The organism is Amycolatopsis vastitatis, from assembly GCF_002234595.1.
GTDB classification, from domain to species: domain Bacteria; phylum Actinomycetota; class Actinomycetes; order Mycobacteriales; family Pseudonocardiaceae; genus Amycolatopsis; species Amycolatopsis vastitatis.
Genome location: NZ_NMUL01000023.1, coordinates 274,874 through 287,538, shown reverse-complemented (window position 1 = coordinate 287,538; position 12,665 = coordinate 274,874). Strand labels below are relative to the sequence as shown.

The window sequence follows — 12,665 nt, the reverse complement described above, 5'->3', positions numbered from 1 at the left end:
ATAGGGTGGCGACACCAGCCTCCGGATGCCGCTGAGGAGAAACACGTGGAACAGGCTTTCTGGGTTCAACGTCCCGGCACGGGACAGCTGCGGGAGGAGGTGCTCCCCGAGCCGGGGCCGGACGACGTGCTCGTCCGGACGCTGTACTCCGGCGTCAGCCGCGGCACCGAAACCCTCGTCTTCCGCGGCGGCGTCCCGGCGAGCCAGCACGACGTCATGCGCGCGCCCTTCCAGGAGGGCGAGTTCCCCGGCCCGGTGAAGTACGGCTACCTCAACGTCGGTCTCGTCGAGCAGGGCCCCGCGCACCTCGAAGGCAAGACCGTCTTCTGCCTCTACCCGCACCAGACCGCGTACGTCGTCCCGGCGACCGCGGTGACGCCGGTGCCGGACACCGTCCCGGCCGGGCGTGCGATCCTCGCCGGCACGGTCGAGACCGCCGTGAACGCCGTGTGGGACGCGCGGCCGCGGCTCGGCGACCGGATCGCCGTCATCGGCGCCGGGATGGTCGGCTGCAGCGTCGCGAAGCTCCTCAGTGGTTTTCCGGCGACGCGGGTGCAGCTGATCGACGTCGACGAGTCCAGAGCGGAGATCGCCGACGCCCTCGGTGTCGGCTTCTCGACGCCCGGCGAAGCGCTCGGCGACTGTGACCTCGTCGTGCACGCGAGCGCCAGCGAGGCCGGGCTCGCCCGCGCGCTGGAGCTGCTCGCGCCGGAAGGGGAGGTCGTGGAGATGTCCTGGTACGGCGACCGCCGGGTGAGCGTCCCGCTCGGCGAGAACTTCCATTCGCGGCGCCTGGTGATCCGCAGCAGCCAGGTCGGGACGGTCGCGCGGCCGGACCGCAGCTACGCCCAGCGGCTCGGCGTCGCCCTGGATCTGCTGGCCGATCCGGCGTTCGAAGCGCTGGTCAGCGCGGAATGCACGTTTAAGGATCTTCCGTCCGTGCTACCCCGGCTGGTCGCGAATGAACTTTCCGCCCTGTGCCTCCGTGTCATGTATCAGCCGCAGTGACCACGTCCACCCGAACGCATCGGAGGTCTTGGTGTTCAGCATCACCGTCCGTGACCACGTGATGGTCGCCCACAGCTTTCGCGGGGAAGTCTTCGGACCCGCGCAACGCCTGCACGGCGCGACCTTCGTGGTGGATGCGACCTTCCGCCGGGCCGAGCTCGACGAGGACAACATCGTCGTCGACATCGGCAAGGCCACGGAAGAGCTGGGGGCGGTGCTGAGCGACCTGAACTACCGCAACCTCGACGACGAGCCGGAGTTCAAGGGCATCAACACGTCCACGGAGTTCCTCGCGAAGGTCATCGCCGACCGCCTCGCCGACGCCGTCCACGCCGGACGCCTCGGCGCGGGTGCCCGCGGCCTCGACGGCATCACCGTCTCGCTGCACGAGTCGCACGTCGCGTGGGCGAGTTACGAGCGTGCCCTGTGAACACTCTCTACGTGATCCTCCCCGGGGACGTCGACGACACGTCCGTCCCCAGCGGCGGCAACACCTACGACCGGCGGATGTGCGACGGGCTCGGCGCGGCCGGCCTCGACGTGCACGAGATCGGCGTCTCCGGCAGCTGGCCGCGGCCGGATACCGAGGCTCGCGCGGTCCTCGGCCACCTGCTCTCCGCGCTGCCCACCGGCTCCGCGGTCCTGCTCGACGGGCTGGTCGCCTGCGGCGTGCCCGAGGTCGTCGTCCCGCAGGCCCGCCGGCTGTCGGTGTCGGTGCTGGTGCACCTGCCGCTGGCCGACGAGACCGGCCTGCCGCCCGCGCTCGCCGCCGAGCTCGACGCGCTCGAGCGCGAGACGCTGCGGGCCGCGAGCTCGGTCGTCGCGACCAGCGAGTGGGCCGCGCGCCGCCTGATCAGCCACCACGGCCTGGCCCCGCACCGCGTGCACGCGGTCACGCCGGGCGTCGACCACGCGCCACTGGCCATCGGCACCGACGGCATGTCCCGCCTGGTCTGCGTCGCCAACGTGACCCCGCGCAAGGGCCAGGGAGTGCTCGCCCAGGCCCTCGAAACCGTGGCCGACCTGCGCTGGACCTGCGAATGCGTCGGCGGGATCCGTCGCGAAACCAAGTACGTCGAGCGGCTGCGCGAGCACCGGCTCGGCGACCGCTTCAAGCTCACCGGTCCCCGCACCGGCGCGGCACTCGAGGCGACTTACCACACCGCCGACCTGCTCGTGCTGCCCTCGCGCGCCGAGACCTTCGGCATGGTCGTCACCGAGGCCCTCGCCCGGGGCGTGCCGGTGCTGACCACCGACGTCGACGCGCTGCCCGACACGGTCGGCGTCGCGCCGGACGGCTCGGTGCCCGGGATGTTCGTCCCCGGTGACGACGTCGAAGCGCTCGGTGCCGCCCTGCGCCGCTGGCTCACCGAGCCGGCGCTGCGGACGCGGTTGCGCGAGTCGGCGCGGCTGCGCCGCGAGACCCTGACCGGCTGGGACGACACCGCCCGCCGGATCGCCGACATCCTTCTCCGGCAGGAGGCGGCGGCATGACCGCGTTCGCCCCGGACTGGCTCTACCTGCGCGAACCCGCGGACGCCGCGGCCCGCGCCACCGAACTGCTCGACCCGCTGCGCTCGTTCCTGCCGGAAGACGAAGAGGTCGTCATCCGCGACCTCGGCTGCGGCACCGGCTCGCTCGGCCGCTGGCTGGCCGCCCGGCTGCCCGGCACCCAGCACTGGATCCTGCACGACCACGACACCGACCTGCTCACCCACGCGCAGGCGAGCCTCCCGGGCACCGCGCTCGACGGCAGCCCGGTCGACGCCGTCGCCGAGCAGCGCGACATCACCGCGCTGCGGGCCGCCGACCTCGCCGGGACGTCGCTGGTCACCGCGTCCGCGCTGCTCGACCTGCTGACCAGGGACGAGATCACGGCGCTGGCCACGGCGGTCGTCGAAGCGGGCTGCGCGGCACTGCTGATGCTCTCGGTCACCGGCAAGGTGGAGCTCTCGCCCGCCGACCCGCTCGACCCCGCGATGGCCGCAGCGTTCAACGCCCACCAGCGGCGGGTCACCGAAGACGGCCGGCGGCTGCTCGGCCCCAACGCCGTCGACGTCGCCGCGACCGCGTTCGGCAGGCTCGGCGCCACGGTCGTCCGCGCGGACAGCGCCTGGCGGCTCGGCCCGGACCAGGCCGAACTGCAGCGCCAGTGGCTCGAAGGCTGGGTCGGCGCCGCCGTCGAGCAGCTGCCCCAGCTGCGTCCGGTCGCCGACGTCTACCTGCAACGGCGGCTCGAAATGGCGGCGGCGGGCGAGCTGCGCGCGGTCATCCACCACGGCGACCTGCTGGTCCTGCCGCCGAGCATGGAGGCGGCGGCGTGAAGCGCGCCCTGGCCTGGCTACGGATCGCGGGCGCGCTCGGCATCCTCGCCGTGCTCGTCTGGCAGCTCGGCAGCGCCGCCTTCCTCGACGGCCTCGGCCGGATCAGCGCGCCCGGCGTGCTCGCCGCCCTGGTCATCGGCCTGGCGACGACGCTGTTCAGCGCGGGCCGCTGGCAGATCGTCGCCACCCGGCTGGGCCTGCGGCTTTCGCTGCGCGCCGCCGTCGCCGACTACTACCGCGCGCTGTTCCTGAACGGCGTGCTGCCCGCAGGCGTCCTCGGCGACGTTCACCGCGCGGTGCAGCACGGCCGCGACAGCGGTGACGTGCCGCGCGGCGTGCGGGCCGTCGTCCTGGAGCGCACCGCGGGCCAGGTCGTGCTGATCGCGTCCGCGGTCACCGTCGTGCTCGCGTCGCCGGGTGTCGTGCCCGGTGCCTTCCGCGAAGTCGTGGTCGGGGCCGGGGTGGTCGTCGTGCTGGCCGCCGTCGCCGGGCTCGTCGTCGGCCGCCTGCTCGGCGGGCGCTGGATCCACAGCCCGTCGAAGTGGCGCCGCGGCTTCGCCGTCACCCTCGCCGACGTCCGGCTCGGCCTGCTGACCCGCGAGACCTGGCCCAGCGTGGGCTTCCTGTCCGTCGCGACCCTGGGCGGGCACCTGGCGCTGTTCGTCGTCGCCGCCCGCGTCGCCGGGGTGAACGCGCCGGTGTGGCAGCTCGTGCCCCTGATGGTCCTCGCGCTGCTCGCGATGGGTCTCCCGCTCAACGTCGGCGGCTTCGGCCCGCGCGAGGGCGTCTGCGCCCTGCTCTTCGGCGCGGCCGGCCTGGGAGCCGCCCAAGGTGTCACCGTCGCCGTGGTCTACGGCGTGCTCACGCTGGTCGCGAGCCTGCCTGGCGCCGGTGTCCTGTTCGTCCGGAGCGTCGCCGGGTTCCGCGAGACCCGCGCTCCGCACACCGGTGTCGTGCCCGCCCCGCGCACGGCGGCCGACACCGGGATCGAATCGGAAGTGGGGTTGAAGTCATGACCGCAAGTGACGTCGCCGGGGATCTGCCGCGCCGGGCCGTGGTCGAGCGGGTCGTCGAGACCCGGCTGCCGACCCGGCACGGAACGTTCCGCGCGGTCGGGTACCTCGACCGCGCCGGCACCGAGCAGGTCGCGCTGGTCTACGGCGAGATCGCCCCGCTCGGCACCCTGGTCCGGGTGCACAGCGAGTGCCTGACCGGCGACGTCTTCGGCTCGACGCACTGCGAGTGCGGCGACCAGCTGGCGGCCGCGCTGGACCGGATCGTCGAGGAGGGCTCGGGCGTGGTGGTCTACGTCCAGGGCCACGAGGGCCGCGGGATCGGCCTGCTCGCGAAGCTCGAGGCGATGCGGCTGCAGCAGGACGAAGGCCTCGACACGGTCGACGCGAACGTGGCACTGGGTCTCCCGGTCGACGCCCGCGACTACCACGCGGCGGCGGGCATCCTGACCGATCTCGGCATCCGCTCGGTGCGGCTGCTGTCGAACAACCCGCAGAAGGTCGAACAGCTCACGCGTTATGGAATCCGGATCAGCGAGCAGGTTCCGCTGCTGGTTCCGCCGAATCCGGAGAACCTGCGCTACCTCCGGACGAAGGCCGAGCGGATGGCCCACCTGCTGCCGCACCTGGACCAGGCCTTCTCAGGCGCCTAACACTTCCAGGACCCCGGCGAAGCGCTCGACCAGCGTGTCCAGCAGGACGTGCCCCTTGGCCGCACTGGCCAGCGACGGACGGCCGACCACGCCCGACTCCGTGTACGCCCGCAGGCCCAGCGTCAGCAGGTGGTCCCGGTCGGTGACGTGGTCGGCCGATTCGTGGCCCGGCCGGACCAGGTGCGGGTGGGCGTGCAGCAGGATCGACGTCTCCAGCTCGCCCGCGTGCATGTCGTCGTCCAGCGACGTCCGCAGGCCGGCCGCGGTGTGCGCCGCCTGCCAGTCCGGCACCCCCGGGAACAGCGCCATCGCGCCCGCCGCCTCCTGGACCACATTGGACAGTACGTAGTTGCCGCCGTGCCCGTTGACCAGCACGAGCCGGTCCACCCCGGACGCTTTCAGCGACGCGGCGACGTCGGTGACCACGGCGTGCAGCGTGCGGGCCGAGATACTCACCGTGCCCGCCCACCCCGCGTGCTCGTGCGAGCACGAGATCGTGATCGGCGGCAGGTGGAGGACGGGGTACGCGTCGGCGACGGCTTTCGCGAGAGTCGCCGCGATGACCGTGTCGGTCGCCAGGGGCAGGTGCGCGCCGTGCTGCTCGAAGCTGCCGACCGGCAGCACCGCCACCGACGCCCGCCGCTCCTGCTCGTCGGCGGTGGTGGCGAGCGGGAACAGATCGGTCATCTCCGCGGCCCTTCTCTATGTTGGTGGCATGACCGAGCATGCCGCACTACTGGACGTCGCGCGCGAAGCCGTGGCCAAGGCGACGGAGATCGTCAGGTCGCGCCCGAGTTTTTCGGTTTCCGCGAAAGGCGATCGCGACCTGGTGACCGACGTCGACACCGCGGTCGAGGACGCGCTGCGGGAGCTTCTCGCCGCGGAGACGCCCGAGATCGGCATCCTCGGCGAGGAGCGCGGCCGCAGCGGACGGACCGGCGGCCGCTGGTGGGCCCTCGACCCGATCGACGGCACGGCGAACTTCGCGCGCGGAATTCCGCTCTGCGGTATTTCCCTGGCCCTGGTGGACGGCGAGCACAGCACGGTCGCCGCGATCGCGCTGCCGTACCTCGGCGTCACGTACACGGCGGCGCGTGGCGAAGGCGCCTTCGCCGACGGAGAGCGGATCCGCGCGTCGGCCGCGACGGACATCTCGGACGCCATGATCGCGGTCGGCGACTTCGCGATCGGCGAGCTCGCCGAGGAGAAGAACCGCGCCCGGCTGACGCTGCTGTCCGACCTCGGCGCGCGGGCGCAGAAGATCAGGATGCTCGGCACGGCGGCGATCGACCTCGCCTGGGTCGCGGACGGAAAGCTCGACGCCGCACTGATCTTGTCCAACAACCCGTGGGACACCATGGCCGGTGTGCTGCTCGTGCGCGAGGCCGGCGGCGCCGTCGTCGACCGCGACGGCAGCGAGCACACGGTCGGTTCCGCGGCCACGATCGCCGTCGGCGCCGGGCTGCGCAAGGAGATCGTGGACGCACTTGATCGCGCGTATGGGGTTGTTCGTTAGGATTCCGGGGTACACCGTAAGCGGCGCCACAGCGCTGGTTTGCGCTGTCCGCCCTAGGTTTTCGGCTACGTTGGTACCGGTCGGCGGCTCAGCCTGGCATGCTGACCGGATCTCGTCGGCCACTTCGAAGAATGGTGGATGCTCGTGGAAAGTCGCCGGATCCGCGATCGGTACCGGCTGCTCGAGCCGATCGGCGGCGGCGCGATGGGCACGGTGTGGCGGGCCCAGGACGAAAAGCTCGACCGCACCGTGGCGATCAAGGAACTCCTGCTGCCGCACGACCACGACGAGCAACGCACCGAAGAGGCGAAGAACCGTGCGATGCGCGAGGCGCGGATCGCCGCCCGGCTGCAGCATTCCCACGCGATCACCGTGTTCGCCGTCCTCGAAGAGGAGGACCGCCCGTGGCTCGTGATGGAGTACCTGCCGTCGAAGAGCTTGGCGGCCACGCTCGTCGACGGGCCCGCCACGGTGGACGACGCCATCCGCGTCGGCGTGCAGATCAGCTCGGCGCTGGCGGGCGCGCACCGGGCCGGGGTCGTGCACCGCGACGTGAAGCCGGCCAACATCCTCGTTTCCGAGGACGGCACGGCGAAGATCACCGACTTCGGCATCTCCCGCGCGATCGGTGACGTCAAGCTGACGGCCACCGGCGAGATCGCCGGCACGCCCGCGTACCTCGCGCCCGAGGTGGCCCGCGGCGAAGACGCCGACTTCGCCGCCGACGTCTTCTCGCTCGGCGCCACGCTGTACGCCGCCGTCGAGGGCCAGGCGCCCTACGGCACGGCCGACAACGCGATCGCTTTGCTCTACAAGGCCTCCAGCGGCGAGATCATCCCGCCGGAGAAGGCGGGCCGGCTGACGCCGCTGCTGGTGCGGATGCTCGCCGCCGAGCCGGCCGAGCGTCCCTCGATGGACGAGGTCGAGCAGGAGCTGCGGGCGTTGCTGCCCGACGCGGAGCCCGGTGAGTCGGTGCTCGCCGCGACGGTCCCGGAGACCGAGCCGGCGTCGGTGCCGACCGTGCCCGCCGCGGTCGCCGTGCCCGCGGGCGAGGTCACCGCGGTGTCGCCGGGCGCGCGCAAGGGCCTGATCGCCGTCGGGGCGGGCGCGGCGCTGCTGTGCGTCGCGGTCGTCGTGGCGATCCTGCTGGTCGTGCGGCAGAAGCCGCCGCAGGACACCGCCGCTCCGCCGGTCGCGTCGCCGTCCACCTCGGCGTCGGAGACTCCTTCGGCGGCGCCCTCGACGCCGCCGTCCGCGCCGACGTCGGCGACCTCGGCTCCGCCGCCCACCTCGCCGACGATTTCGACCGTGGCCTCGTCGAAGACGCCGGCCGACGCCCTCACCGCCTACTACTCGCTGCTCCCGGGCAACCTCAACCAGGCGTGGAACCTGCTGACGGATCGCTTCAAGGCGTCCAAGCACCAGACCCTCGCGACCTACGAGGGGTTCTGGAGCACGTACAGCAAGGTCAGCGCCTCGATCGTCTCGGAGAACGGCCCCGGCCGGGTGACCGCCCGGATCTCCTACGTGAACAAGAGCGGGGGCACCAAGACCGACCTGAACACCTTCACGTTGGTCCAGGACGGCGGCGTCTGGAAGATTGACGCGCAGAGCTGAACCGTCCCGGCTTGGGGTGCGTGTGACGTATGAGCCGTCACCGCCGTCGACCCACGCTGGAGGTTGCCGTGTCCGTACCCACAGACCTGCCCCGGCGCGCGCGATGAGAGCCGCCGACCCGATGGTGTTCATCCTCCCGGCCGCGCCGCCGGGCAGCGACACCTACGACAAGCGGATGTGCCAGAACCTGCCCGCCGTCGGCCAGCCGGTGCTGGAGCTGCCGATCGCCGGCGCCTGGCCGGAGCCGGACGCGGCGTCGAGGCGGCGCCTGGCGCGGTCGCTCGCCGCGCTACCCGACCGGACCGTGGTGCTGCTCGACGGCATGATCGCGTCGGGCGTGCCCGAGATCGTCGTCCCGCACGCGCGGCGGCTGCGCCTGGCCGTGCTGGTGCACCAGCCCCTCGCCGACGAGCCGGGACTCGCCCCGGCGCACGCCGCGGAGCTGGACGCCTGCGAGCGCGAGACGCTGCGGATGGCCGGGATGGTCGTCGCGACCAGCCCGTGGCTGGCCCGCCTGCTGATCGACCGCCACGACCTCGACCCGAGCCGGGTGTACGTCGCCAAGCCGGGCACTGACGCGGCGCCACTGGCGGCGGGCGCGGACGGCGTGTCCCGGCTGCTGTGTGTCGGCGACGTCACCCGCCGCAACGGCCACGACCTGCTGGTCCAGGCCCTCGGCGAGGTCGACCACCTCGCGCTGTCGTGCGTCTTCGCCGGCTCGCTCGAGGCGGACCCGGCGTACGTCGAGGAGCTCGGCTGGTCGATCGAGCGCCTCGGCCTCGGCAACCGCATCACGCTGGCCGGCGACTCGGTCGACCTCGGCGCGGCCTACAACGCGGCGGACCTGCTGGTCATCCCGGCGCGCGCGGCGACGTCCGGCATGTTCGTCGCCCAGGCGCTGGCCAGGGGCATCCCGGTGCTGGCCGCCGAGGTGGGCGGGGTGTACGACGCGCTGGGCGTCGACGCCGACGGCGAGATGCCGGGCCTGCTGGTCGAGCCGGACGACCCGTTCGCGCTCGCCGACGCGCTGCACCGCTGGTACGCCGACCCGGAGCTGCGCCGCTCACTGCGCACGGCGGCGCTGGGCCGCGGCAGCGCGCTGGAGGAGTGGGACGTCGCGGCGAGGCGGCTGACGTTCGTCCTGTCGAGGCTGGCGTCCGAACCCCGGATCGTCGCTTGACGGCCTACTACCTCGTCGCAAAACCGACGGACGAGTTGAGCCGCGACCGGCTCCAGGCGTTCTTCGACCAACACCAGGTGACCTGGGCGGACGCCAGCCGGCAGTGGGTCGAGTTCCGCAAGCTGGATCGTCCGCCGCAGGCGCCCGGAGTCCGCGGCTGACGACGTTACGCCAAGGTGAGCGCGTAGATCTCCACCCGCGGGTCGTTCGGCAGGCTCACCGACTGAAGCGTCTTCCCGCCGTCCACCGCGGCCGGGATCCCGAACAACCGGACCGGCGGCCCGTCGACCCCGCTGCCCGCCTTGATCCGGTGCGGCATCTCGAGCACCACCGGACTGCCGGATCCCGCCCAGTCGCCGAACGTCACGGCCAGGTCCGCGCTCGTGCCGTCGGTGTAGTGCGCGGTCAGCGTCGTCGACACCGGCCCGTTGTGCGATGCTCCGACCAGCTTCAACGCCGTGTGCTGCCCGGCCGGGAGCAGCAGCGACTGGCCGCGGGCCTCCACGAAGTTGGGTGAAGTCCCCGAAGCGTCCGGGGCCGCGTACGTGACGCCGTCCCAGACCACCGGGCCGGCCGCCGGGAGCAGTGCGGCGTCGTAGCTCCAGCCGCCGCCGTCGAAGTTGCCTTCCGACGACGCCGTCACCGTGGCCGTGCCGTCGTGGTTGCGGTCGCGGCTCAGGTCGACCGCGCACTGCGTCCCCGAGCCCACGCACGCCGAGGGCGTCCGGACCTCGACCGTCGCCGATCGCGTCACGGTGTTCGCGCCCAGCCCGGACACCGTGACCTGCACCGGGTACGTCCCGAGCGCCGTGCCCGCGGGCACGGTGACCGTGATCGGCACCGTCTTCTGCACCGGCAGCCGCCCGGACCAGACCAGGTCGAACGGCTGCACCCGGGCCTTCCATCCCGGAGCGGAGACGGAAACCGTGACCGGCTGCAGCGCCGGGTTCTGCGCGAGGACGTCGAGGTCGAGGTGAACCTGCTGGGCCCCACCGGCGGGGATCACCACGGAGGTCTGCCGCAGCGATGCGTCGACGTGCCGTCGCAGATCACCGACGGCGTTGTTCACCGACGGCGGCGCCGCGGCGGCTGAAGTACCCCACTGGGACGGCTTCGACCCGAGCTTGTGGTTCAGCGACCCGCCGTGGGCGAGGGCGGCCCAGTCGAGGGACGTCTGCCGGACGGCGCGGCCGTTGAGGGACACGCTCTGGATGTACCGGTTCGCGTCGCTAGCGCCCGGCGCCGACACGGTCAGCGTCCCGCCCTGCGCGGTGCCGTACTGTCCGATCCGGACGGTCGCCGACTCGAACTGCGGGCTCGACAGCGCGAGGAAGTTCGCGCCGCTCATCGTCGGGTAGAGCCCGAGCGAGGAGAAGACGTACCAGGCGGACATCGTGCCGAGGTCGTCGTTGCCGGTCATGCCGTCGGGCCCGGTGGTGAACAGCGTCATCGCCGCGCGGACGACGGTCGCGGTCTTCGCCGGCGCGCCGACCCAGTTGTACGTGTAGGGCGCGAGCAGGTCGGGCTCGTTGTTCGGGTTGTAGGTCGCCTTGCCGTAGTAGTCGTACGGGCTGGCGATCCAGTCCTTCCGCGCGGTGCCGGCCGGGTCCTTCAGCAGGTGGTCGTACGCGAAGAAGGAATCAAGCCGCTTCTCGGTCGCGGTCCGGCCGCCCATCAGGGAGACGAGCCCGGCCGGGTCCTGCGGCGCGAGCCACTGGTACTGGTAGGCGCCGCCTTCGTGGAACTGGTGGCCGGCGTCGACGGGGTTGTACGGCGTGACGAAGGTGCCCTCGGTGGTGCGAGGGCGGAACTGCTGGATCGAGGAGTCCCAGAGGTTGCGGTACCACTGGCCGCGGTCGGCGAACATCCGCGCGTCGGCCTGGTGGCCCAGACCGCGCGCCATCAGCGCGAGCGCCGCGTCGGCCGCCGAGTACTCCATGGTCGCCGACGCCGGGTGCTCGCAGTCGTTGTCGCCGCCCTTGGCCGCACAGTCCTTGCCGAGTTCCAGCCCGCTCGGGATGTACCCACGCTCGTTGTAGTAGCCGACGCCGGAGCGGCCGTTGTAGGGCGAATCGGCGGGCGGCGTGCTGGTGGCGTTCTTCTTCAGCAGCGCGTATGCCTCTTCTTCGTGCCCGGCGAGCAGGCCCTTCGACCACGCCTCGACGAGGAACGGCGTCACGGGATCGCCGGTCATGATGTTGGTTTCACTCTCGGCCAGCGCCCACCGCGGAAGCCATCCACCGTCGCGCCCGATGGCTACGACCGACAGCGCGACGTCCCGCGCGACCTGCGGTTCCAGCATCTCGAGGAGCTGGTTCTGCGGCCGGTAGGTGTCCCACAGCGAGAAGTTCTGGTAGGGCGTGTAGCCACCGGCGGTGTGTACTTTGCCGTCGAAGCCGGTGTACGCGCCGTCGGTGTCGCCGGCGAGGTTCGGGTGCAGCTGCGCGTGGTAGAGCGCGGTATAGAAGGCGGTCTGCCGCTCGGTGGTGCCACCGGCGATCTTGACGGCGCCGAGCCGGTCCACCCACTGCTGGTGCAGCGCGGTCTTCGTGGCGTCGAAGTCGTAGTCCTTGGTTTCAGCCGCCAGGTTCTTCCGGGCGCCGTCGAGCCCGGTGTAGGAAAGCCCGACCTTGAGGACGACGTCGTGGTCGGTGGTGGCGTCGAAGCTGGCCCAAGCGCCATTGCCCCCGCTGCCCGAGGCGTCGCGGCTGCCTTCGGTGCGCGTCAGCCCGCGCCAGGTCCCGAAGGAGCTGAACGGCCGGTCGAAGGTGGCGGTGAAGTAGACGGTGTGCTCATCGTGCCCGGCACAGAACCCACCGGCGCGGACACGCCCTTCGAGCGCCCGGTCGCCGACGACGTGGATCTCGGAGTCCTTGACGGACTGGTTGGCCTGGCCGGTGTTGAACAAGACGTTCGCCTGCCCGGTCGCCGGGAAGGTGTAGCGCTGCCACCCGGTACGCGCGGTGGCGGTCAGTTCGGCGTTCACCCCGTATTTCTTGAGGCCAACGCGGTAGTAGCCGGGCTCGGCGTGCTCGTCATCGTGGCTGTACGCGGACTTGTAGGCATCCTTGTCAACGTTGTCCACGGCGCCGGTGGTGGGCATGATCGGCAGCTCACCCATCACCCCGCAGCCGACACCGGACAGGTGCGTCTGGCTGAAGCCGTAGATCGCGTTCTGCTGGTAGTCGTAGCCGCCTTGGCCACCGGTATCGGGGCTGACCTGCACCATCCCGAAGGGCGCACTGGCCCCGGGAAAGGTGTTGCCGAAGTTCTGCGTGCCGACGAAGGGGTTGACGAGGCTAACCGGATCGACCGCCGTGGCGGCGTGCGCGGTGGCTTGAGTCATGGCGGCAA

12 protein-coding genes are annotated in these 12,665 nt (G+C 72.0%); 10 read left to right on the top strand and 2 right to left on the bottom strand.

What is annotated here, in order from left to right:
* The first annotated feature begins 45 nt into the window (after positions 1–45).
* Genes CF165_RS24070 through ribA form a run of 6 tightly spaced genes read left to right on the top strand, consistent with a single transcriptional unit; the run spans position 46 to position 4,998 of the window.
* Complete coding sequence (locus CF165_RS24070; protein WP_093949802.1) at positions 46–1,008, top strand: zinc-dependent alcohol dehydrogenase; 963 nt, start codon at positions 46–48, stop codon at positions 1,006–1,008.
* A 31-nt stretch (positions 1,009–1,039) separates the two neighbouring features.
* Positions 1,040–1,438, top strand: coding sequence for a 6-pyruvoyl trahydropterin synthase family protein (locus CF165_RS24065; protein ID WP_093949801.1), 399 nt, complete (start codon positions 1,040–1,042; stop codon positions 1,436–1,438).
* Positions 1,435–2,502: a glycosyltransferase family 4 protein gene (locus tag CF165_RS24060; protein ID WP_093949800.1), complete on the top strand. Its 1,068-nt coding sequence runs from the start codon at positions 1,435–1,437 to the stop codon at positions 2,500–2,502. The genes CF165_RS24065 and CF165_RS24060 overlap by 4 nt, the downstream gene beginning before the upstream one ends.
* Positions 2,499–3,332: a class I SAM-dependent methyltransferase gene (locus CF165_RS24055; protein WP_093949799.1), complete on the top strand. Its 834-nt coding sequence runs from the start codon at positions 2,499–2,501 to the stop codon at positions 3,330–3,332. The genes CF165_RS24060 and CF165_RS24055 overlap by 4 nt, the downstream gene beginning before the upstream one ends.
* A complete protein-coding gene (locus CF165_RS24050; protein WP_093949798.1) occupies positions 3,329–4,348 on the top strand; it encodes a lysylphosphatidylglycerol synthase transmembrane domain-containing protein in 1,020 nt (339 codons plus the stop codon). The genes CF165_RS24055 and CF165_RS24050 overlap by 4 nt, the downstream gene beginning before the upstream one ends.
* The gene (ribA, locus tag CF165_RS24045; RefSeq protein ID WP_167441549.1) at positions 4,345–4,998 is read left to right on the top strand and encodes a GTP cyclohydrolase II; all 654 of its coding nucleotides are present in this window, start codon (positions 4,345–4,347) and stop codon (positions 4,996–4,998) included. The genes CF165_RS24050 and ribA overlap by 4 nt, the downstream gene beginning before the upstream one ends.
* On the opposite strand, the gene CF165_RS24040 is transcribed toward ribA, so the two are convergent.
* The gene (locus CF165_RS24040) at positions 4,987–5,685 is read right to left on the bottom strand and encodes a creatininase family protein (protein ID WP_093949797.1); all 699 of its coding nucleotides are present in this window, start codon (positions 5,683–5,685) and stop codon (positions 4,987–4,989) included. The two genes, ribA and CF165_RS24040, sit on opposite strands and share 12 nt — an antisense overlap.
* Before the next feature lie 28 nt (positions 5,686–5,713).
* Between CF165_RS24040 and CF165_RS24035 the strand changes: the two genes are divergently transcribed.
* The 4 genes from CF165_RS24035 to CF165_RS51270 all read left to right on the top strand — a co-directional run bounded on the left by CF165_RS24035 (position 5,714) and on the right by CF165_RS51270 (position 9,472).
* The gene (locus CF165_RS24035; RefSeq protein WP_093949796.1) at positions 5,714–6,514 is read left to right on the top strand and encodes an inositol monophosphatase family protein; all 801 of its coding nucleotides are present in this window, start codon (positions 5,714–5,716) and stop codon (positions 6,512–6,514) included.
* 138 nt (positions 6,515–6,652) lie between these two features.
* The gene (locus CF165_RS24030) at positions 6,653–8,131 is read left to right on the top strand and encodes a serine/threonine-protein kinase (RefSeq protein ID WP_093949795.1); all 1,479 of its coding nucleotides are present in this window, start codon (positions 6,653–6,655) and stop codon (positions 8,129–8,131) included.
* Positions 8,132–8,252: 121 nt separating this feature from the next.
* On the top strand, positions 8,253–9,311 hold the full coding sequence (locus CF165_RS24025) for a glycosyltransferase family 4 protein (protein WP_093949794.1): 1,059 nt from the start codon (positions 8,253–8,255) through the stop codon (positions 9,309–9,311).
* A complete protein-coding gene (locus tag CF165_RS51270; protein ID WP_158226824.1) occupies positions 9,308–9,472 on the top strand; it encodes a hypothetical protein in 165 nt (54 codons plus the stop codon). The genes CF165_RS24025 and CF165_RS51270 overlap by 4 nt, the downstream gene beginning before the upstream one ends.
* A gap of 5 nt (positions 9,473–9,477) precedes the next feature.
* Here CF165_RS51270 and CF165_RS24020 read toward each other — a convergent pair whose 3' ends face one another.
* Positions 9,478–12,657: a GH92 family glycosyl hydrolase gene (locus tag CF165_RS24020; RefSeq protein ID WP_240521756.1), complete on the bottom strand. Its 3,180-nt coding sequence runs from the start codon at positions 12,655–12,657 to the stop codon at positions 9,478–9,480.
* Positions 12,658–12,665: the final 8 nt, after the last annotated feature.